General features: G+C 67.8%; 18 protein-coding genes and 1 tRNA gene. 11 read left to right on the top strand and 8 right to left on the bottom strand.

Annotated elements, in window-relative coordinates:
* Position 1: 1 nt before the first annotated feature.
* Genes NTY77_18875 through NTY77_18885 form a run of 3 tightly spaced genes read right to left on the bottom strand, consistent with a single transcriptional unit; the run spans position 2 to position 4,680 of the window.
* Positions 2 to 1,426, bottom strand: a complete 1,425-nt coding sequence (locus NTY77_18875) for an NAD(P)H-binding protein (protein ID MCX5797559.1) — start codon at positions 1,424 to 1,426, stop codon at positions 2 to 4.
* A 1-nt stretch (position 1,427) separates the two neighbouring features.
* The gene (locus NTY77_18880; GenBank protein ID MCX5797560.1) at positions 1,428 to 3,425 is read right to left on the bottom strand and encodes a serine/threonine-protein kinase; all 1,998 of its coding nucleotides are present in this window, start codon (positions 3,423 to 3,425) and stop codon (positions 1,428 to 1,430) included.
* Positions 3,426 to 3,459: 34 nt separating this feature from the next.
* A complete protein-coding gene (locus tag NTY77_18885; protein MCX5797561.1) occupies positions 3,460 to 4,680 on the bottom strand; it encodes an MFS transporter in 1,221 nt (406 codons plus the stop codon).
* A gap of 37 nt (positions 4,681 to 4,717) precedes the next feature.
* Between NTY77_18885 and NTY77_18890 the strand changes: the two genes are divergently transcribed.
* Positions 4,718 to 5,221 (top strand): hypothetical protein, encoded by a 504-nt coding sequence (locus tag NTY77_18890; protein MCX5797562.1) that lies wholly within the window; start codon positions 4,718 to 4,720, stop codon positions 5,219 to 5,221.
* Between the two features lie 8 nt (positions 5,222 to 5,229).
* Here the strand turns inward: NTY77_18890 and NTY77_18895 are convergent.
* Both NTY77_18895 and NTY77_18900 read right to left on the bottom strand, forming a co-directional pair.
* Positions 5,230 to 5,316, bottom strand: a tRNA-Ser gene (locus tag NTY77_18895).
* Positions 5,317 to 5,360: 44 nt separating this feature from the next.
* Positions 5,361 to 6,626: a hypothetical protein gene (locus tag NTY77_18900; protein ID MCX5797563.1), complete on the bottom strand. Its 1,266-nt coding sequence runs from the start codon at positions 6,624 to 6,626 to the stop codon at positions 5,361 to 5,363.
* A gap of 162 nt (positions 6,627 to 6,788) precedes the next feature.
* On the opposite strand from NTY77_18900, the gene NTY77_18905 reads away from it, so the two are divergent.
* The 6 genes from NTY77_18905 to NTY77_18930 all read left to right on the top strand — a co-directional run bounded on the left by NTY77_18905 (position 6,789) and on the right by NTY77_18930 (position 15,136).
* The gene (locus NTY77_18905) at positions 6,789 to 7,901 is read left to right on the top strand and encodes a sensor histidine kinase (protein ID MCX5797564.1); all 1,113 of its coding nucleotides are present in this window, start codon (positions 6,789 to 6,791) and stop codon (positions 7,899 to 7,901) included.
* On the top strand, positions 7,898 to 8,530 hold the full coding sequence (locus NTY77_18910; protein MCX5797565.1) for a response regulator transcription factor: 633 nt from the start codon (positions 7,898 to 7,900) through the stop codon (positions 8,528 to 8,530). Before NTY77_18905 ends, NTY77_18910 begins: the two co-directional genes overlap by 4 nt.
* 168 nt (positions 8,531 to 8,698) lie before the next feature.
* Positions 8,699 to 9,994, top strand: coding sequence for a Glu/Leu/Phe/Val dehydrogenase (locus NTY77_18915; GenBank protein MCX5797566.1), 1,296 nt, complete (start codon positions 8,699 to 8,701; stop codon positions 9,992 to 9,994).
* A gap of 14 nt (positions 9,995 to 10,008) precedes the next feature.
* On the top strand, positions 10,009 to 11,763 hold the full coding sequence (locus tag NTY77_18920) for a hypothetical protein (protein ID MCX5797567.1): 1,755 nt from the start codon (positions 10,009 to 10,011) through the stop codon (positions 11,761 to 11,763).
* Complete coding sequence (locus NTY77_18925) at positions 11,760 to 14,564, top strand: PEP/pyruvate-binding domain-containing protein (GenBank protein ID MCX5797568.1); 2,805 nt, start codon at positions 11,760 to 11,762, stop codon at positions 14,562 to 14,564. Before NTY77_18920 ends, NTY77_18925 begins: the two co-directional genes overlap by 4 nt.
* Positions 14,565 to 14,689: 125 nt before the next feature.
* Positions 14,690 to 15,136, top strand: coding sequence for an isoprenylcysteine carboxylmethyltransferase family protein (locus NTY77_18930; GenBank protein ID MCX5797569.1), 447 nt, complete (start codon positions 14,690 to 14,692; stop codon positions 15,134 to 15,136).
* Positions 15,137 to 15,152: 16 nt separating this feature from the next.
* Here NTY77_18930 and NTY77_18935 read toward each other — a convergent pair whose 3' ends face one another.
* The gene (locus tag NTY77_18935) at positions 15,153 to 16,052 is read right to left on the bottom strand and encodes a hypothetical protein (GenBank protein MCX5797570.1); all 900 of its coding nucleotides are present in this window, start codon (positions 16,050 to 16,052) and stop codon (positions 15,153 to 15,155) included.
* A 98-nt stretch (positions 16,053 to 16,150) separates the two neighbouring features.
* On the opposite strand from NTY77_18935, the gene NTY77_18940 reads away from it, so the two are divergent.
* The 4 genes from NTY77_18940 to NTY77_18955 are packed head-to-tail and all read left to right on the top strand — an operon-like array spanning position 16,151 to position 19,397.
* Complete coding sequence (locus NTY77_18940) at positions 16,151 to 17,305, top strand: hypothetical protein (protein MCX5797571.1); 1,155 nt, start codon at positions 16,151 to 16,153, stop codon at positions 17,303 to 17,305.
* 22 nt (positions 17,306 to 17,327) lie between these two features.
* Positions 17,328 to 18,242 (top strand): hypothetical protein, encoded by a 915-nt coding sequence (locus NTY77_18945; GenBank protein ID MCX5797572.1) that lies wholly within the window; start codon positions 17,328 to 17,330, stop codon positions 18,240 to 18,242.
* A 25-nt stretch (positions 18,243 to 18,267) separates the two neighbouring features.
* Positions 18,268 to 19,077 (top strand): hypothetical protein, encoded by an 810-nt coding sequence (locus tag NTY77_18950; protein ID MCX5797573.1) that lies wholly within the window; start codon positions 18,268 to 18,270, stop codon positions 19,075 to 19,077.
* Positions 19,078 to 19,124: 47 nt separating this feature from the next.
* Positions 19,125 to 19,397: a hypothetical protein gene (locus tag NTY77_18955; protein MCX5797574.1), complete on the top strand. Its 273-nt coding sequence runs from the start codon at positions 19,125 to 19,127 to the stop codon at positions 19,395 to 19,397.
* A 15-nt stretch (positions 19,398 to 19,412) separates the two neighbouring features.
* Here NTY77_18955 and NTY77_18960 read toward each other — a convergent pair whose 3' ends face one another.
* Together NTY77_18960 and NTY77_18965 are read right to left on the bottom strand one after the other, a co-directional pair.
* Positions 19,413 to 19,856: a hypothetical protein gene (locus NTY77_18960; protein ID MCX5797575.1), complete on the bottom strand. Its 444-nt coding sequence runs from the start codon at positions 19,854 to 19,856 to the stop codon at positions 19,413 to 19,415.
* Between the two features lie 14 nt (positions 19,857 to 19,870).
* Positions 19,871 to 20,890: a hypothetical protein gene (locus NTY77_18965; protein MCX5797576.1), complete on the bottom strand. Its 1,020-nt coding sequence runs from the start codon at positions 20,888 to 20,890 to the stop codon at positions 19,871 to 19,873.
* Between the last annotated feature and the right edge of the window lie 19 nt (positions 20,891 to 20,909).

Consider the following 20,909-nt stretch of genomic DNA (forward strand, 5'->3'; position numbering starts at 1 on the left):
CTCATTCCCCCGGAGGCTGGAGTCCGGCCAGGTAGCGCGCGAAAGCGCGCATGGCGCGCAGGTGGATGCGGGCCTGGGTCAGGCTGTAAAGGGGCCAGGGCAGGGCCGGCCGGTAGTCGTGGATGCCCACCAGGAGGGTCCGGCCGCCCAGGACCTGCCGGAACTCCAGGCGCGGCCGGCCCGTGGCGCGCTGGACCCGGCGCACCAAGGCCCCCCCCGTGATGTAGAAGACCTGGCGCGAATCGCTCTGGCTGCGGTCCTGGGCGAAGGTGAGCTCCACCAGGCACAGCCGCAAGCCGGCCAGGCGGAAGCGCACGCTGCGGCCGGGGTTGACGTCCGCGCGCAGCACCCAGCGGAAGCGCCGGGCCAAAAACGCGCCGTACTGCTCGGCGGCCCAGCGCGCGGTGCGCCCCGGCGGCAGGCCCATGCGCTGGACCGAGCGCACGTCGTAGCGGTAGAGCTCGCGCCAGGGGGCATGGCGCAGGGGCCGCGGGGCGCGGCCCAGGCGGATCAAGACGTGGCGGCGGGCCGCGGCGGCCCGGACCGCCGTGTCGAAGGGGATGCCCGGCACGCCGGCCTCCTCCTGCAGGCGCCGGTCGCGGCAGACCATGGAATGCCGGATGCTCTCGACCAACGGCGCGACCAAGGCCTGCGGCGCGCCGCTCATGAGGCCCAGCCAGGACCGGCACCAGAAGGTCCCCGGGACCGGCACGCTGAAGAACCGGCGCTTGAGCCCCAAAAGCCCCGCCGTGCGCTCCAGGAGCTGGCGGTAGGTCATGACGTCCGCGGAGCCGATGTCCCAACTGCGGCTCCGGGAGGCGGGATGCTCCAGGCAATGGACCAGCAGGGCCAGCACGTCGTCGAGCGCGATGGGCTGCGTGAGGCTGCCCGCCCAGGGCGGGCAGGGGATGAAGGGCAAGCGCTCGATCAACGAGCGGAACATCCGGTAGGATGAGCCGCCCGGCCCGATGATGATGCTGGCGCGCAGGGCCGTGACCGGCACGCCCTGGCTGGCCAAGGTCTGCTCGACCTCCAGGCGGCTGCGCAGGTGCGCAGACAGCTCCGGGTCGTCCGGGATGAGCCCGCCCAGATACACGATCTGCCGGACCCCGGCCTGCGCCGCGGCCCGGGCGAAGTTGTCCGCGCAGATGAGGTCGAAATCCTGGAAGGCGCCCTGGGTCAGATGCGCGGAGGGCAGCATGGAGTGGACGAGGTAGACGGCCTGCTCCACGCCCCGCAGGGCCTCCTCGCACTGCAGCAAGGAGAACAGGTCGCAGGGCCGCCATTCGATAGCCGGCTCCAACGCGGGTCCGGGCGGGTTGCGGGCCAGGCCGATGACGCGGCGCCGGCCGGCCAGAGCGCCGGCCAGCGCCCGGCCCACGAAGCCGGTCGCGCCCGCGATGGCTACGGCGCCTGCGCTGTCCACCTTAGGCCGGCCCTATGGCCTGAGTGAACTCGGATAAGAACTCCGCCGCGGTGCGCGGCCGCTTCTCCGGGTCGGCCTGCAGGGCCCGGGCGAAGAAGGCGTCCAGGGCCGGCGGCAGTCCCGGGGCCTTGCGGCTGGGCGGGGTGAAGACCATGTTCATCTTGGTGTAGAGCATGCCCGCGTTGGTCCCGTCGAAGGGCCGCGCGCCGGTGAGCATCTCGTAAAGGCAGACGGCCAAGGAGTAGAGGTCCGACTCGGCGCGCACCACGCCGGTCTCGGACTCCGGGGCCATGTAGGGCGGGGTCCCCGCCACCGTGGCCGAGACGGAGAGCCGGCTCAAGGCCTCGTGGGCCTGCCGGGCCACGCCGAAGTCCATGACCTTGACGCGGTTGTCGCGGGTGAGCATGATGTTGGGAGGCTTGAGGTCGCGGTGGATGACCCCGCGCGCGTGGGCGTAGGTCAGGGCCGAGCAGACCTGGGCCAGGACGCCCTTGATCTCCGGGATGGCGAGATGGCCGTTCTCGTAGACCACCAGGTCCAAGGTCTTGCCGTCGAGGTACTCGAAGACCAGGAAGACCTCGCCCTCGTGCTCGAAGATGCCGTGGATGTCCACGATGCTGGGATGGCGCAGTTGGGCCACGGTGCGCGCCTCCTTGAGGAAGCGGTCCCGCTCGCGGGGGTCGTTGCGGATCTCGTCGCGCATGCGCTTGACCGCCACCCGGCGCTGCAGGGAGAGGTCCTCGGCCTCGTAGACCGCGCCCATGCCGCCCGAGCCGATCTGGCGCAGGACGCGGTAGCCGGCGGGCAGGCCGGGCAAGGTGAGGCCCGGCCCGGTCAGCGGCGGCATGCCGGAGATGGGCGTGGGGCAGGGCGTGGGCAAAGGCGTGCCGGCCGCGGCCATGCCGAAGCGGACCAGCCAGGCGGCGAAGGGCTTGCGCAGCAGGAAGAGCAGGAGCAGCAGCGCGGCGCCGGCCGCGGGCCAGGCCAAGGAGCGCAGCAGGCGGCGCCGGGCCGCGGCCTCGGGCTGGTAGGTCAGCAGCGCCGCCGCCTCCAGCCCGGGGTCGGCCGCGAACTGGGCCAGCAGTTGCGCCGCGTCCGCGGCGGCCAGGGCCCGGCGCCGGCGCGTCTCGAAGCGCGCCGCGTCCAGGCGGCCGGCCTGCTCCAAGGAGCGCAGGCTGCCGGTCCGGTCGCCCGCTCCGGCCTGGGCGTAGGCCAGCTGATACCAGGTCCAGGCCCGCGTCGGCTGGGCCGCGATGGCCGCGTCCGCCGCCTCGCTGGCCTCTTTGTAGAGCCCGGCCCGGTTGAGGACGAAGGCGTGGATGCCGCCCAGATAGGCGGCCTTGGGCTTGATGCGCGCCACCGTGCGGATCTCGGTCAGGGCCTCATCGTGGCGGCCCAGCATGGAGAGCGCCGCGGCCTTGAGCGTGGAGGCCAGCAGCTCCTCGGCCGGGGCATGGTCCGAGGCGAAGCGGGCCGCGGCCAGGGCGCCGTCCCAGTCGCGGCGGCGCAGGCCCTCCTGGGCCCTGGCCACGGCCTCCTTGTAGTCGGCGGGCGGCGGCCCGGCGGGCAGGACCAGGGGGGCGGGCGCGGGCGGGGCGGTCTCGGGCTTGGCCGCGACGTAGCCCGCGCGCCGCAGGGGCTCTCCCAGCGCAAGCAGGAGGGAGCCGCGCTCTTCGGGATTCAGGGCGGTCAGCTCAGCGTCGAGGCGAGCGCTGGTCCGCGTGCGGCGCTGCTCGCGCGCGACGGGCTCGAGCCCCTCGACGTTGTCCTGCAGCTCGCGCAAGACCATCAGCCGCCAGCCCACCGCCACGAACTGGGCCTCGGCGCGCGCGGGATCGGGGGCGGCGGCGATGAAGCGGCGTACGCCCTCCTTCTCGGCCGGGCTCAAGGCCGCCCAGGCTTCGTCCCGGTGGCGCGGAGAGAACTTGAGCGGGGCGCGCTCCTGCGCGGAGGCTACGCCGCAGAGGACGGCCGCCAGGAGCAGGACTCTCGCCCGCACGCACGCGCGTAGCATAGGTTTAAAGTGTAAAGACCTAGGTCGGGCTTGTCAACGGTCCTCGGGAAGGGGCCCAAGCCCAGGCCAGCGTCAAGACGGCGAGCAGTCCCCCCGCGCCGCCCACCGCGTAGGCGGCGGGCGCGCCGAAAGCCTGCGCCAGCGCTCCCATCAGGAGCGAGCCCAGCGGCGCCACGCCGACGAAGACGAGGGCATAGAGGCTCATGACCCGGCCGCGCAGGCGGTCGGGCACCTCGGCCTGCACGGTGGTGTTGCAGCTGGCCATGAACACGATCTGCGAGGCTCCCAACAGGGCGAGCCCGGCCATGGCCGGCCAGAACCGGCCCGCCTCCGCCAAAGCCAAAGTCAGCGCGGAGGCGGCCACGCCCGCCCCGAGCAGCACGCGCAGGCGCGGGCGGCCGCCCCAGGCCATGGCCAAGGCTCCCAGCACCGCGCCCGTGCCCAAAGCCGACATGAGCAGGCCGAGGCCCTGCGCCCCCTCGTGCAGGACCTGGCGCGCCAGGAGGGGCACCATGACGTTGTTGTTGATGACGAGGAGGCTGATGAAGAAGAGCACGCTGAGGACCAGGCGCACCACGGGGGTGTCGCGGGCGTAGCGCAGTCCCTCCGCGACGTCTTCGGCCAGATGGCCCCTCGCTCCCGGATGGGGCAGGCCTTGGGCGGACACGGCGGCCAAAGCCAGGAGCACGGCCAAAAAGCTCAGGCCGTTGAGGGCGAAGGCCCAGGCCACGCCGAAGCGGGCGATGAGCAGGCCGGCCGCGGCCGGGCCGATCATGCGCGCGCTGTTGAAGACCGCGGAATTGAGCGCGATGGCGTTGGGCAGGTCCTCCTTGCCCGCCATCTCGACCACGAAGGCCTGGCGCACGGGCATGTCCACGGTGTTGGCGACGCCGTAGAGGGCGGCCAGCACGGCGACGTGCCAGTAGCTGGCCCGGCCGGACCAGCAGAGGGCGGCCAGCGCGAAGGCCTGCAGCATGAGCGCGGTCTGGGTGGCCATGATCATGCGGCGCTTGGGCACGCGGTCGGCCAAGGCGCCGGCGGGGATGGAGAAGAAGAGCATGGGCCCGAACTGCAGGGCGCTGATGACGCCCAGCTTGAAGGCTGAGCCGGTGAGCTCCAGGACGAACCAGGCCTGGGCCACGCTCTGCATCCAGGTGCCGACGAGGGAGACCAGCTGGCCGCCGAGGAAGAGTCGGAAGTCCCGGTGGTTGAGGGCGCGCAGTCCGTGGGGGTAGGGCATGGGGAGCGTGCCGGATATTTTATGTTATCCTCTCCGCATGAAGGAACTGCTCCTGCGCGGGGGGATCATCGCGGGCTCCTTGGTCCTGGTGCTCTACGGGCTCTACGACCTGACGCGCCGGCGCCTGCGCCGCCAGGCCGACGACTCTGGTCTGGCGCTGGCCTTCGAGCTGGTGGAGGGCGAGCCTTTGGACGCGGTCCTGGCTCGGGGACCCATGGCCCCGGCCGACGCGCGCCGGGTGCTGATGGACGTGTGCGCGGCCCTGACCAAGGCCCACCTGAAGCGCCGGGAGCAGGGGGCCGCGGAGGCGGCGACCGCGGCGGACCTGCAGGCGCTGGCGCTTCTGGCCTACGAGATGCTCACCGGCAAGCGGCCCGAGGAGACCGAGGAGGGCGAGGAGATCACGTCCGTGAAGGCCCTGCGGCCGGAGCTGCCCGCCAAGCTCGACGACTTCTTCGCCGCGGCCCTGAGCGGCGACGCCGCCCGCCGGCCAGCCGACGCCGCCGCCTTCTGCGCCGCCTTCGAAGCCTGCTGGTCCTGAAAAAACTTCGGAGGGTGAGGGATTCGAACCCCCGAGACGGTTTCCCGTCTAACGCTTTTCAAGAGCGCCGCCTTAAACCACTCGGCCAACCCTCCAGCGAATTGATTCTACATTTCCTGGGAGCTCCTTGTACCGTCCCCTAGGGCGCGCAACGGAACCCGTGGGTGTATTCGTCGTAGGCCGCGGCGCGGCACGAGGCCACGGACTCCCAATTGATCGGCCAATCCGCGCCATTGCAGCAGCCATACTTGGCTCGAAATTCACCCGAGGCCGCATCAGGCAAGTTTTCATTGCCCCAGACCCACGAGCCGCCCACGTCAGCGCAGCATTGGGCGCACTCCTTTTGGCCTTGCGAGGCCCCGGAAGGCCTCTGGCCTGGCTTGCGGACCGCGGCCTCAGCCGCCTTCTGCGCAGCCTCCTCCTTCCTGGCCGCCTCCTCCGCCAGTCTCTTAGCCTCGGCATCCCGGGCCGCAGCCTCTTGCGTGGTCCGCCTCGCCGCCTCTGCCGCCTTGGTCGCTTCCTCTGCCGCCTTCTTCGCCTCCCAATCCTTCATCGCCAATGCCTGCTGGTTGACGATCTGCTGCATGGACTCCACTTGTCGGACCAATCCATTCACGAGCCGCATCAGGAAAGCCAACCTGTTATCCTGGCCGATCTGAGGCCACAGCTTTTCAACATCATACTCGGCGCTGGCTCCATTCCGGCTGAAGATCTGCATCTTCGTGGTCTTGACGAACTCTTCCTTCGGCACCCAGATGTTCGCCAGCTCTATGATGTTGCCCAGTTGGGTGAAGTCATAGGCAGCCAGGGCCGGTATGCGCTTGAGCCTCGGTTGGTTCCACCCCACCAACACGACCTTGTTCGCCCCGACCTTCACTCCGGCCCGTTCTGTTCCTTCCAACTTCTTCAGGGCAGTCAACACGGGCGGAGCCGAAACGCCTTGCGCCACGATGTTGATCTCAGCGCCCGCGTCGTGGGCCTTCACCACGGCCCTCATGACCTCTTCAGTCATCTCTTTCTCGCTGACCGTCGCGAAGCCTTCATGCGTCCATGTGACAGCCGAGAGATCGTCAGAGCACGACTTGACGAGCTGGGAATCCTCCCGGGAGGCCATCCTGGTCCGGAAGAAAGCGCGCTGGATCCAGTCTCCGAATCTCTCCCAGGACGAAGGCTCGCCAATCAAAGCGAATACATCCGGTCCGCTCGCAGCGTCGCTGATGATGATGTCTACGGCCCGGTTCGTCTCGGCCACACCCTTGGAGTTCCAGGCGGCCACGAGTGCGTCCACCTTGCCGGACAGCACGCCGGTCTCAACGACGGTGCGCGCCACATGCACACGCCAGAACCCGAGCAGCGCCACGATGAGGCAGAGCCCCGTCAGGCCCATCGAGAAGTAGTATTTCATGGCATTGACTTACGCGAACAAGATTCTAGCACACCCCAGACCCCTGCAATCCCCAGCCATCCGCTTGGTGTCCAGCGGGGGTCCCTATCAGACATTCCCCGATACCTCAAGCGCCGCCAGAGGCGTATAATATCGCTGAGAGATGTCCCCCAGGAACACGGCATGACCGGGAGAAGACAGCCGAAGCGCGGCCGCGCGGGCGAGCGCACGGCTTTCGAGCTCAGGGAACGGACCAAGGAGCTCCGCTGCGTCTACGGGCTCTCCAAGATCCGCGACACGCCCGGCAGCTCGCTGGAGCGCATGCTCCAGGGCATCGTCGGGCTGCTGCCCCCGGCCTGGCAATATCCGGACCTGGCCCGCGCGCGCCTGATCCTGGAGGGGGCCGAATACCACACCCGCGGATTCCGCCGCACGCGGATCCGCCAGGCCGAGCGCGTCTTCGTCCACGGCCGCAAGGCCGGCTTCATCGAGGTCTGCTACCGCAGGACGCCGCCGCCCGGCCCAGCCGGGGTCTTCCTCAAGTCGGAGCGCCGGCTGCTGCGCGTCATCGCGGAGCGGCTCGGGAAGATGATCGAGCACAAGCGCGCCGCCGACGAGATGCGGGCCTCCCATGAGCGGCTCCGGGAGCTGCTGCGCGGCGTGGAGCGCGCCCGGGAAGACGAGCGCCGGCGCATCGCCCACGAGCTGCACGACGAGCTGGGCCACGCCCTCATGGCGCTCAAGATGGACGTGGGCTGCCTCAAAGACGAGTACTTGAAGAAGGCGGGGCTGATGGAGCGCGCGCAGTCGATGACGCAGTTCATCGACGTGACGCTGCGCAACCTCAAGAGGGTCGCCTCCGAGCTCAAGCCGGTCCTGCTCGACGACTTCGGGCTGCCGGCGGCGGTCTCCTCGCTGGCCAAGGACTTCGAGGGCCGGCACGGCGTCAGATGCCGGGTCAAGGTGTGGGGCCTGGGGCGAGAGCTCGATGCCGAGCTCTCCATCGTCCTCTACCGCATCGTCCAGGAGCTTCTGACCAATATCGCCCGCCACTCCGGGGCCCGCAACGCCAGCATCGAGCTCGGGCCGGTCGGGGCGCGGCTGGTCCTCAACGTCAAGGACGACGGGAGGGGCATCCGGCAGGAAGAGCTCTTCGCGGGCAAGACCCTGGGCCTGCTGGGCATACGGGAGCGGGTCCACGGCTGGAAGGGGACGCTGCAGATCAAGGGCGCGCCAGGACGGGGGACGGCCGTGAGGATCAGGCTCCCCTGGCCCCAGCGGAGGGCGCGGAGATGATCAGGATCCTCGTCGCGGACGACCACCCCATCGTGCCCAACGGCCTGCGGCAGATATTCCTGAAGGCTCCCGACATCGTCGTCGCCGGCGAGGCCACCACCGCGGAGGACGCGCTCAAGAAGCTGCGCCAGGGGAAGTACGACCTCCTCATCCTGGACATCTCGCTGCCCGTCATGGGCGGCCTGGAGGTCCTGCGGCGGGTCAAGGCGGAGAAGCTCGCCACCCCGGTCCTGATGCTGAGCATGTACCCCGAGGAGCACTACGCCGAGCGGACCCTGCGCATGGGCGCGTCGGGCTACCTCGGCAAGGAGAACATGCCCGACGAGGTCATCGGAGCGGTGCGCAAGGTCGTGCGGGGCGGCCGCTATGTCAGCTCCGCGGTGGCCGAGAGCATGTCCATGCCGGGCGCGACCGACCGGCGCAAGCCGCCGCACGAGGCCCTTTCGGCGCGGGAGTACCAGGTGATGTGCATGCTCGCCTCCGGCAAGACCGTGGGCGCCATAGCCCGGGCGCTGACCCTGAGCGTCAAGACCATCGACACCTACCGGGCGCACATCCTGCAGAAGCTGAACCTGCGCAACAACGTCGAGATCGCGCGCTACGCGCTCGAGAACCGGCTGGCGTTCTAGCCCCCGCCTTCCCCTCCGGCATCAGATGTTCTCCGATACCCAAAGCGCGGGACCGGTCCTATAATCATTAAGGAGGCGGGCGCTGCAGACGGCCCGCCAGCCCAAGACGGACGGAACGCATTCCCGAGGGGGTTTACCATGCCAGTCGCTACCGCAGTCAGCGCCAAGATGAGATCAACCGAAGGCAAAGGCTTCAACGCTTTCGCGATGGCCCAGGCCCAATTCGACAAGGTCGCCGACATCCTCAAGCTCGACCAGCCCGCGCGCGACTTCCTGCGCGTGCCCATGCGCGAATTCCATTTCAGCATCCCGGTGCGCATGGACGACGGCACGGTCAAGGTCTTCCGCGGCTTCCGCGTCCAGCACAACGACGCGCGCGGCCCGAACAAGGGCGGCATCCGCTTCCATCCCCAGGAGACCGTGGACACGGTCCGCGCCCTGGCCATGTGGATGACCTGGAAGTGCTCGGTCGTGGACATCCCGCTGGGCGGAGGCAAGGGCGGCGTCATCTGCGACCCGCACAACCTCAGCGAGCGCGAGCAGGAGCAGATCTGCCGGGGCTGGATCCGCAATATGGCGCGCAATGTGGGGCCGGTCCAGGACGTGCCGGCGCCGGATGTGATGACCTCGCCCAAGCACATGCTCTGGATGCTCGACGAGTACGAGACCATCCACGGGCATAAGGCGCCGGGGTTCATCACGGGCAAGCCCGTGGGCATGGGCGGGTCTTTGGGCCGCACCGAGGCCACCGGCTACGGCGTGGTCTTCACGGTCCGCGAGGCCCTCAAGGAGCTCAAGCTCAAGCCCGCCGACTGCGTGGCCGCGATGCAGGGCTTCGGGAACGTCTCCCAGTACGCCGTGCGCCTGTTCCAGCAGCTCGGCGGCAGGGTGGTGTGCGTCTCCTCGTGGGACCAGAAGGACCAGAGATCCTACACCTTCCGCAAGCTGACCGGCGTGGACCCGGACCAGCTGCTCGGCATCACCGACCGCTTCGGCGGCATCGACAAGGGCAGGGCCAAGGACCTGGGCTACGAGATCCTGCCGGGCGACGCCTGGATCGAGCAGGAGGCCGACGTCCTGTTCCCGTGCGCCCTGGAGAACCAGGTCACGGCCGCCAACGCCCCCCGCATCCACAAGCGCGTCAGGCTCGTCGCGGAAGGAGCCAACGGCCCGACCACGCCGGAGGCCGACCAAGTGCTCTCCCAGCGGGGCATCTTCGTGATCCCGGACTTCCTGGCCAACGCCGGGGGCGTCACCTGCTCCTACTTCGAGCAGGTCCAGTGCAACATGAACTACTTCTGGGAGAAAGACGAGGTCCTGGGCAAACTCGACGTCCAGATGACGTCGGCCTACCTCGCGGTCAGCGAGTGCGCGCGCAAACAGAAGCTCGCCATGCGCGACGCGGCCTATGTCATCGCGGTGCGCCGGGTCGTGGAGGCCTGCCGGCAGCGCGGCTGGTTCTGACGCGGGAGGCGGACATGGATGGCGCGGTGGCGTCCGGACGGGACATCCCTGCGTTCGACCGTCATTTCTTCGACGGGAAGGAGCGCTTCACCTGCATCGGCGAGGGCTCCCTCGGGGGCAAGGCGGCGGGGCTCCTGCGCAGCCACCGCGTCCTGTCCGAGCGCCTGCGCGCGCAGGACCATCCCGGCTTCGTGGTCGAGGTCCCGACGCTGACGGTGATCGCCACGGGGCTCTTCGACGCGTTCATGGAGCGCAACGGCCTCTGGGAGGCGGGGCTGGCCGGGGCGTCCGACGGCGTCATCGCCGAGGCGTTCCAGAAGGCCTCGCTGCCCGCCGAGCTCCTGGGAGACCTGCGCGCCCTCATCGAGAAGGTCCACCAGCCCCTGGCGGTCCGGTCGTCGAGCCTCCTGGAGGACGCGCTCTACCGGCCCTTCGCGGGAGTCTATGAGACGAAGATGATCCCCAACAACCAGCTCGAGCGGGACGCCCGCTTCCACAAGCTGGTCGAGGCCGTGAAATTCGTGTACGCTTCCATGTTCTTCGAGAGCGCCCGGACCTACATCCGCGCGGCGGGGCGCTCCAGCCGGGACGAGAAGATGGCCGTCATCATCCAGGAGGTCGTGGGGCGGCGCCGGGGCGAGCGCTTCTACCCCGATTTCTCCGGCGTGGCGCGCTCCTACAGCTACTACCGGAGCGGCAGCGCCAGGCCGGAGGACGGGGTCGTCAACCTGGCCCTGGGGCTGGGGAAGACCATCGTGGACGGGGGCCTGGTCTGGGCCTATTCCCCGGCCTACCCCGCGGCCGCGCCGCCTTACGCGTCGCCCTCGGCCATGCTCCGCGAGACCCAGGTCGATTTCTGGGCCGTGAACATGGGCAAGCCGCCGGCCCACGACCCCACGCGGGAGACGGAGTATCTCCTGCGCTGCGGCCTGGCCGACGCGGAGACGGACGGCGTCCTGGCGCCGCTCGCCTCGACCTACGACGCCCAGTCCGACCGGCTGCGCCCCGGCCTCAACGGCGCCGGCCCGCGGGCCGTGGATTTCGCGCCGATCCTGGTCTACGACTCCCTGCCCTTCAACGACCTGGTCCGCACGCTCATGCGCGTCTGCGAGGAGGCGGTGGGCGAGAAGGTGGAGATCGAGTTCGCAGTGACCCTGGGAGAGGACGGCGCCCCCGCGCGGCTCGGCTTCCTGCAGATGCGGCCGCTCGTGGTGGCCCACGGGTTCGTCGACGTGGCTCCCGAGGAGATGGCCGGACCCGGGATCCTCATCGCCTCGGACGCGGTCATGGGCAACGGCCTGCTGGAGGGCATCCGGGACGTGGTCTACGTCCGGCCGGAGTCCTTCGACGCGAGCCGGACCCGCGCCATCGGCGCGGAGGTCGCCCGCCTCAACGCCGCGCTCCTGGAGGCCCGCAAGCCCTACCTCCTCATCGGCTTCGGCCGCTGGGGCAGCTCGGATCCCTGGCTCGGCATCCCGGTGGAGTGGGGCAGCATCTGCGGGGCCGCGGCCATCGTCGAGGCCACCCTGCCGGACATGAACGTGGACCTCAGCCAGGGCTCGCATTTCTTCCACAACATATCGAGCTTCGGGGTGAGCTATTTCTGCGTGCGCCACGACCGGGATGCCGCAGTGGACTGGGCCTGGCTGGACCGCCAGGAGACGGTCGCGCAGTCCGAGTGCGTGCGGCAGGTCCGGCTCGCGGCGCCGCTCACCATCAAGGTGGACGGCCGCGCCGGCTGCGGGCTGATCCGCAAGGGGGCCGCATGACCAGCGGGCCGACCGGACCTATCGACGGCATCCTGCGCGCCCTGCAGGAGCGGGCCAAGGAGCTCCAGTGCCTCTATCACGTCAACGAGTGCCTCCGCGCCGCCGCTTCGTCGCGCGAGGAGGTCTTGCGGGGCATCCTGGCGGCCATCCCCGCAGGCTATCAGCATTCGGGCATCTGCAAGGTCCGCCTCATCGTGGGCGAGGACGTCTTCACGTCTCCCGGCTTCCAGGCCTCCCCGTGGGCCCAGCGGGCCGACATCGTGATGGACGGCGGGAAGGCGGGCTGCCTGGAGGTGTTCTACACGGAGGCCCGGCCGCCGGCGGGCGAAGGTCCGTTCCTCAAGGAGGAGCGCAAGCTCATCGATACCCTGGCCGACAACATCGCGCACTATCTCGCGGAGCAGCGCGGGCGCGCGGACGCCGGCGCCCGGCCGCCCGCCGCGGGGGGCTCCGCCGTCGGGAAGCCCGACTGGTGGGTCATCGTCAACTTCCTGCGCCTCACGGACCAGCCCATGGCCCTGCGCCTGGCCCGCAAGATGGTCAACCATCTCTGCTGGAGCGGCGTGGCTGAGGCGCACGGGCTGATGCAGCGCTTCTCCCCGAAGCGGGGAGGATTGTCCGAGCTGATGGAGGACAACCGGCCCCTGGCCAAGTCCACCCCGGCGGAGCTCGACGACTTCACCGAAGAGGTCTTCCGCATCGCGGACGCCCGCCTCTCGGCGGAAGAGATCGTGGGCATGATCCAGAAGTGGATCCGGGACGACAAGGTGACCTTCCTCCTGGACGCCCTGGAGAACCCGGCGAGCACCATCCCCGACCTCGCCGATTCGCTCCAGCGCTACCGGGCCATGGGGGTCGACGAGAAGACGCTGGCCCGCCCCATCCGGACGGCTCTGCGCGCGGCTCTGATGCGGCGCTTCTTCACGGAGGAGCTGGAGTCCGTGAACCGCGCCAAGGAATGCGCCTCGATCGAGGACTTCTGCGACGTGGTCCAGCGCGTCATCTCCCCTCCGGGCGGTCACGGCCGGCTGGGAGGCAAGAGCTCGGGGCTCTTCCTCGGAGCGCAGGTCATCCGGCGGTCCGTGGAGTACGCGGAAACGCTTTCCGGGATCAAGACCCCCGGGACGTGGTACCTGGCCTCCGACGCCCTGCTGAGCTTCATCCGCCACAACGAGCTGGAGGACGTCTACGACCGGAAATACCTGGAGATCGACCAGGTCCGGCGCGAGTATCCCCACATCGTGCAGCTCTTCAAGAACTCGCGATTCCCGGCCGAACTCCTCAAGGGCTTCAGCATGGCCCTGGACAGCCTGGAGGACCGGCCTCTGATCGTGCGCTCCTCGAGCCTGCTGGAAGACCGCATGGGCTCGGCCTTCTCCGGGAAGTACAAGAGCCTGTTCCTCGCCAACCAGGGGAGCAAGAAGGACCGCCTGGTCGCCCTGACCGACGCGGTGGCCGAGGTCTACGCCTCCATCTTCGGCCCCGACGCCATCTCGTACCGGGCCGAACGCAACCTCCTCGACATGCAGGAGGAGATGGGGATCATGATCCAGGAGGTGGTCGGCTCCCGCGTGGGGGACTACTTCCTGCCCAGCTACGCCGGCGTGGCCTTCAGCAACAACGAGTTCCGCTGGTCGCCGCGCATCAAGCGCGACGACGGGCTCGTGCGCCTGGTGCCGGGCCTGGGGACGCGGGCGGTCGACCGGGTGGGGGACGATTTCCCCGTGCTCCTGGCCCCCGGCCAGCCGGGGCTGCGGGTCAACGCCTCCGACGACGAGGTCCTCCGCTACGCCCCCCGGATGGTGGACCTCATCAACCTCAAGACCGGGACGTTCGACACCATCGAGCTCTCCCGGCTCCTGCGCGAATGCGGCTCCGCCGTCCCGGGGATCGAGGACATGGTCTCGATCGTCGACGGGGGGACGCTGCGGCGCCCCGTGGGCCTGGTGGATTTCGAGAAGAGCGACTGCGTCGTCACCTTCGACGGCCTCATCAGCCGGACCCCCTTCGTGCTGCGCGTGAACAGCCTGCTGCGGCTGCTCCGCCAGAAGCTGGGGACGCCGGTGGACATCGAGTTCGCCTCGGACGGCAAGGACCTCTACCTCCTGCAGTGCCGGCCCCAGAGCTACGGTCCGGACGCGGGGCCGGCGGATATCCCGGCGGACATACCCCGGGACCGCGTCCTGTTCACGGCGAACCGCTACGTCTCCAACGGCAGGACGCCGGAGATCACCCATGTGGTCTACGTGGACCCCGCGAAGTATTCGCGGCTGGAGGATTACGACGACCTCAAGGAGGTCGGGCGCATCGTGGGGCGCCTCAACGTGCTCCTGCCCAAGCGCCGCTTCATCCTCATGGGTCCCGGCCGCTGGGGCAGCCGGGGAGACATCAAGCTGGGCGTCGGCGTCACCTACTCGGACATCAGCAACACCGCGGCGCTCATCGAGGTCGCCCGCCGCGAAGGGGGCTACCAGCCGGACCTGTCCTTCGGCACGCACTTCTTCCAGGACCTCGTGGAGGCCAACATCCGCTACCTGCCGCTGTATCCGGACGACGACGCCGCGGTCTTCAACGAAGCGTTCCTGACCGGCGCGGCCAGCGTCCTCGCCGAGTTCCTGCCGGACCGCAAGGATTTCTCCGAGACGGTCCGGGTCATCGACATCCCGGCCTCAGTGGGCGGGAAGATCCTGCGTCTGCTGATGAACGGGGACCGGGATGAGGCCGTCGCCTTCTTCTCCGACCCCGGAGCGGCCCTCCCCGGCTCCTCGGGCGAACCTCCTTCCGCCACGAGATGGCTGTAGCCTGAAGCGCTCCTCGCCCCTTCGGCCGGGTGTGGCCGCCAGAGACCCCCTCTTGGCGGCCACGCCGGCCTCCCGGGCTGATCCACGAAAAGGGACGTGCGAATCTTATAAGATTACGTATTCCAATGAGGAACAAACTCGCGGATCATGCGGCGTCGGGATTGCTTTTCGTCATCATCCCGTGCTTCCTGTACTGGCTGCTGAAGCCTTTCCCGCATGATGCTTTCACACTGCTTGGCGTGATTCTAATAGTCCCTTCGTATATCGCGATCGCTGTCGCCAGGATCCAGCTGGGAGCCTCCTTTTCGGTCTCGGCAAAGGAGCACCAGCTTGTGACCACCGGGCTTTACTCGAAGATCCGGCACCCGGTCTATGTGTCCGGTCTGTTCCTTGGCATCGGGCTGGCTCTTTGCCTGCACGACCGCCTGCATGACCCGCACGTCCTTGTATTTTTTGTTTTCGCTATAGCGAGGATAGCGTGGCTGTTCCTGGGCATCCGCGGGGAAGAACTCGCGCTGGAAGAGAAGTTCGGAGACGAATACCGCGATTACAGGATGCGCACGTGGTTCTGACCTGAGAGATCCGGTCTCAGCGGAAAGCGGAAGAGGGCGGCTCGTCGCCTTTGCCGCCGCGGCGGAACAGGTCGCCGTCGCGCTTCATCCCCCGGAATCTATATCCGCTCAGGCTCCAGCGCGGCCCTAGGGCGTCGCGGTTGACGCCCCACATGAACCAGGCGTCAGCCTTCACGAACTGCTCCGGGGTGGTCATCTCCACTCCGCCGGGGCCGAAGCAGTTGACGGGCAAGGTGCACTGCCACTTGGTGAAGACCGCCAGCTTGTCGTCGCTGAGCACGGCGAGGAACGGCGCGAGCTTGGCGTCCCTCGCGGCATCGCCCTTCTTCTGCTCCCTCTTCGCCGCCTTGGCCAGCACCTCGCAGGCCTTGACCTTCACCTCGCCGAGCGGTATCTCCTTCTCCCCGCACAGGATCGGCGTCTCGGCCGGGATGCCGGCGGCCAAGGCGTCGTCCACGCTCTTATTGCAGTCCCGCACATCGACCCGCATGACCTCGCCGGCCCTGTTGTAGGCGCTGGGGTCCTTGCGTATATCCTCACGCCAGCTCAGGCATTTCTTGGCGGCCGTGGCCACGGCGTCGATGTTCGGATAGCGGCAGACCTGGTTGCGCACGGTCGCCAGGGGCGCGACCACGACGCCTTTCTTCTCGCGGCTGCCGGGGAATTCGCCGTAGAAGCCCCGTAGATGGACGTTGCTCTCGTCGGTGAGCCCGGAAGCGGTCGCCGCCTCGAGCGCGGCCAGGCAGTCCTTGCCGGCCTCCAGCATCTGATCCGAGCTGCTGGAGTGGTTGAAGATGGTGGTCGCGCTGTCGCCGAGCTGCGTCTCCCAGGCTTGGTGTTTCTTGGCGTATGCCCCCGTGCCGAGCAGCAGGCACGCTCCCGCGACCACGCAGAACCGGATCATTCCGCTTCGCATATCTTCCCCCCCGACGGTCTTTGGATGCTCCTGCTTCGGCTGTCTGGATGCCCGATTCTACTTTATGGACCGCCGTGAATCAATGCTACAATCGGCCCATGAAGACCACTGCGGCAACGATATCCCTTCTTGCGGCATTGTCGCTTCTCCCGGCCTTGCGCGCCGCCGAGGTCCCGGATGGCAGCGAGCAGCACCGCAAGGACATCCGGGTAACCTTTGAAAAATCCCTCAAAGCGGCGGAGCAGGGCGACGCAGCCGCGCAAGAGAAAGTCGGCGAGATGTATTTCCAGGGCGAAGGCGTCATCGCGGATGCAGCGGAAGCGGTCAAATGGCTGCGCAAGGCCGCGGGGAAGCGCAATGCCGAGGCCCAATTCCAGCTCGGCACGATTTTCGCTCAAGGCGAGGCCGTGGTGCAGGATTCCACGGAGGCCGCCAAATGGTACCGCCTGGCCGCGGAAGCGGGTCATGCCAAGGCGCAGCACAACCTCGCCTTCATGTACGAACGCGGCCTGGGCGTGGCGCAGGACTCCGCGCAAACCGCAGCCTGGCTGCGCAAAGCCGCCGATCAGGGCCTGGCTGGAGCCCAAAGGGACCTGGGCGAAAAGTACCGGGTCGGCAAGGGCGTGACAAAAGACCAGCAGGAAGCTCTCCAGTGGTACCTCAAGGCGGCGATGCAGGGAGATGCCGACTCCCAATTCGAGCTCGGCGTCGCGTATGAATATGGGGATGGCCTTCTCAAGGATCCAAGGGCGGCCATCTCCCGGTATCGCAAGGCCGCTGAGCAGGGGCACGCCAAGGCCCAGGTCAACCTCGGGCTGATGTATTATAAGGGCGACGGAACGGCCCAGGACCTGCCGGAAGCCATCAAATGGTTCCGCAAAGCCGCAGAGAGCGGCGAGGTCCAGGGCGCGCACAACTTGGGCTATATCTACTACCAAGGCGAAGGCGTGCCGAAAGACCTGGACGCGGCCTTCAAATGGTACTACCAGGCGGCGCAACTGGGGGATGTCGAAGCCCAGTACAATATCGCCGCGTGGTACTTCCATGGCCGGGGAGTGGCGAAGAACATGTCGGAAGCCTATATCTGGTCGAGCATCGCCGCTTCCCAGGGCCTGGCCCCGGCCGCCAGCCTGCGCGATGACGCGGAAAAAGAGCTCTCCGGCGCCGAGGGGGGCGCGGCCTTGCGCGCTATGAGGGCCCGCCAGGCCGAGATTGCGGAACGTCTCAAAGGCGGAGGAAGTCAGCGCCGCTGAGGCGCCGAAGGAGACCCTTGCCATGTTGAAACTGTTCTGTCTCCTCTTGCCGGCGCTGGCTTATCCGAACACATCCGGGCCGCTGGAAGTCGGAGCCTTGCCCTCCTTCGCGCTGTCCCAAGGGCCTGCCGATGTCCAAGTGCTGGCCGAGGAGCTGGAATTCGACTGCCGCTTCGCCGTCTGCACGGTCCGCGCGGTCTACGAGGTCGAAGCCGCCCGGGAGATGGAGTTGCGGTTCAAGTTCTTCCTGCCTACCAAGCGCCACATCAACGCCAAGGTGGGCGACAAGGAGATTCCATCCATAGAATCCAAGCCGGCGCCGGACGAGGAGCGTCGCAAGTGGAATTTCCGCTCCTGGCAGTCCGATGACAAATTGCGCGTCCCGAGCTTTGCAGCCAAGCTCCTGACGGATGAGGAGTTCCGCAAGAAATCTCCATCCGAGTATCAGCGGCTGAGCGCGCAGTACCGCACATTGGAGCTCTACGAGGCCGATTTCCAGGGGCTCCTGCCGGCAGGGCGCAGCAAGCTGGCGGTCGACTATCAGCAGCCCCTGTACGCGCATCTGGGGATCGGCAGGTCATCCGGCTACTATGGCTTCGACTATTACCTGAAGCCGCTGAAGGAGTGGAAGCGTCCGGAAAGCTTCACCCTGAACATCCATATCCTCTGGGACCTGCCGCCCGGAGCCGGCAAAAGGAGCATCGATTGCAGCTACCCTGAGCCGGCTGACGGCACGAAGCTGTCCGCCCCCCGCGAGACCCGGCGCGTGACAGGCGCGGGAGAGGTCCGGCGTCAGGAGTACGAGGCCCGGTTCCAGGGAGCCTTCCCGGATCAACTCAACTGCTCGAGCGATGTCGAGCCTGAGCTCAAGCGCGTCTACCACCGCGACACCGCCGCCTGGGAGCGGGCTTTCCGCCGCGAGCAGGACGCCGACTAGTCGATGCCATATCAGGATTAAACCCATGCGAAACAAGACCATGCCGCTCTGCCTGCTCTCGCTGTGGCTGGCCCCGCCGGCCTGGTGCGCCGCGGACTCCCTGCCGCTCGCCGCGCACACCCTGTCGCTGAGCCTGCAGGAAGCCGCCCACGGCGCCCTGCTGCTCGTGTTCAAAGACCTTGAGTCCCGCGACTGCTCTCACCTGCAGGTCCAGGGGTCCACCGCTCCGGGACGGCTGGACCTGAGGGTCCTGGCCGAACCTCCCAAGTTCGCTTGCATGATGAAGGAGCCCTTGCCGGCCTCAGGCGCCTTCAAGCTCCCTCCCGAGCCTGGCTCCTGGCGCCTGAGCGTCACCAGTGCCTTGGGGACCGACCAATTCGCGCTGTCTTATTCCTCCGCGGCCGCATCCTTCAAGCCCGAGGGCGCGGCGCGCATAGCCAAGGCGGATGAGACGGGAGAGTTCCTGCGCATCCCCTCCCACAGCCTCTGGGTCGAGCTCACATACGGAGGCCGGACCGGACGCCAGAAACTGCAGGCGAAAGGGCAGGCCTTTCTTGAGGAGCTGCGGCGCCTCGGCGCGCGGGAGATCGCCCCGCCTGCCGGCCGCTACCTGATCAACCAGCGCGTGTGGCTGGCCTTGGCCCCGGGCCGACGGCCCAATCCGAGCGAGCCGGTGGAACGCCGGTACTTCGTGTATGAGGGAGATTTCGCCGCGGTCCAGAAGCTCTTCGAGCGCTTCCGCAAGCATGACCGCTCGCACAGCTCCGGGGAGGACTACCTGTCGCTCTTCATCGGCGGCTGGGATGGCGAGAGGCTGAATTCCACGCCGTATTGACTGCCCTGCCCTCAAGAATTTTGTAATCTCCAATGATCATGTCACCCATGACGAAGCCCCACGGTCCCGCCTACAACATCATTCTAGGTCTGTGCATGATTGGCGGCGGGTTTTGGGCGCGCTGGCTGCTGACGGACATGGAGCAGAACGGCGGCCGCCGCCGCATCCCCATACTGGTCACCTGGTCGTACCGCCTGCTCGGCAAGAACGGCCCGGTGATCCTCATGTCCGTTTTGGGGGGCCTCATCCTCTACTGGGGGATCCGGGACCTGGTGAAGAAGAACCAGGCGCCGGTGACGCTGTCGTCTACTCAGCGGTAGCAGGCTTCGACATGTTCATGCCGGATACAGCAGCTTGAGCCGCTTGACCGCGTCGCGGTCGTTGATGGCGACCGCTCGCTGCTGCATGAGGCCCTCGCCCGGCGCCTTGAACATGAAGGACCCCGTGCCGAACCAGCCCGCGCGGAGCTTGAAATCCGGGTAGGCCGAGAGGACGAAGACGCGCTGGGCGCTCTCGTCGGCAAGGAGCGTCTTGAGCTCCTCTTCCAGGCCCGACAGGGTGAGGGCGGGGTTGTCGTAGATCGCGCGGACGATCTCGAGCGGGCTCTTGCCGTCATAAGAGTAGCGCCGGACGATCGTGGTCAGGCCGTCGCCGCCGAAGCTCTGGATGGGGACCGCGAAGACATAGCTCCGGGTGCAGACCAGGCTGACCGTCGAGACGTTCGCCAGGCCTTGCTGGACCGTGGCCTTCGGGACGAGGACCGCGTCAGTTCGTTCCATGACTCCCTCCTTTTCTAATTAGGCGATATGAACTTGGCGTAGTAGAGGTCGAAGCCGCCTTTGCCGCCCGGCCGGTTCGAAGAGAATATCAAGAGGTCCTTATCCGTCACCGAGGGCCGGAACTCATCCTGAGGCGAGTTCACCCTGGGGCCCAAGTTGAGCGGCTTATCCCAGCCGTTCTTGCCGTAGTGCGAGAACCATAGGTCGAAGCCGCCCTGGCCGCCGGACCGATTCGAGGCGAACACCATGTTGAGGCCATCTCGCCAGAAGATATACGGCGCCGTGTCGTCGCCGTCGCCGGCCACCTCCGGGACCATGCGGATCTCGGCGCCGGGACCGCCGAAGGGCTGGGGCTTGGCCGGGTCCTTCCAGCAGATCTCGTATATCTTGTAGCCGTGCCCGCCCCGATCCGAGGCGAAGTACGCGGCGGGATGGTCCTCGCCCGCATAGGTCCAATAGGAATCATTGCCGGATGAGTTGAGAGTCGTTATGGGCGAGGGCACGCCGCCGGGAGGCTGGGCCCGGTAGAGGTCGAGTCCGCCCTTGCCGCCCGGGCGGTCGCTGGCGAACACAAGGGTACAACCCTTCTCTTCGAGCAGGTCCGCGCCCGCATAGCCCTTCGGCCGCCACGGGTCCGCCGGGGCGTCGCCGCAGTATACGACGGGGCCGAATTCGTTGCCCGGAGAATTGGCGCTGGTCATGGGCTTGGCTTCGCCATCCCATGTTTTATTCCTATCCTCGGGAAAGATCGTATCCGTCATGCCCAGATGGTAACCATTGACGTGGCTGACCTGGATGTCGGCCCGCCAGATATCGAATTGCGCGCCCTGGCTGCCCCGGTTGGTGGACCAGAACAACGGCCCGCCGGGGCCGTTGCGGCGCTCCCAGCCGATGGGCGCAGAGGCGTTGTAGTCGTCCCACTGCGTGTTGAGCGCCGAGAAGTTCTGCGGCTGCTCAGGGATGTTGAAATCGAGCTTGAGAACCCTTCTGGAATTGAAGCAGCCTGCCAAAGCCAGGACAAGGATTCCGAACACGCATGTTGTCAAACGGCTG

It is taken from the genome of Elusimicrobiota bacterium (assembly GCA_026388095.1).
GTDB lineage: Bacteria > Elusimicrobiota > Elusimicrobia > UBA1565 > UBA9628 > UBA9628.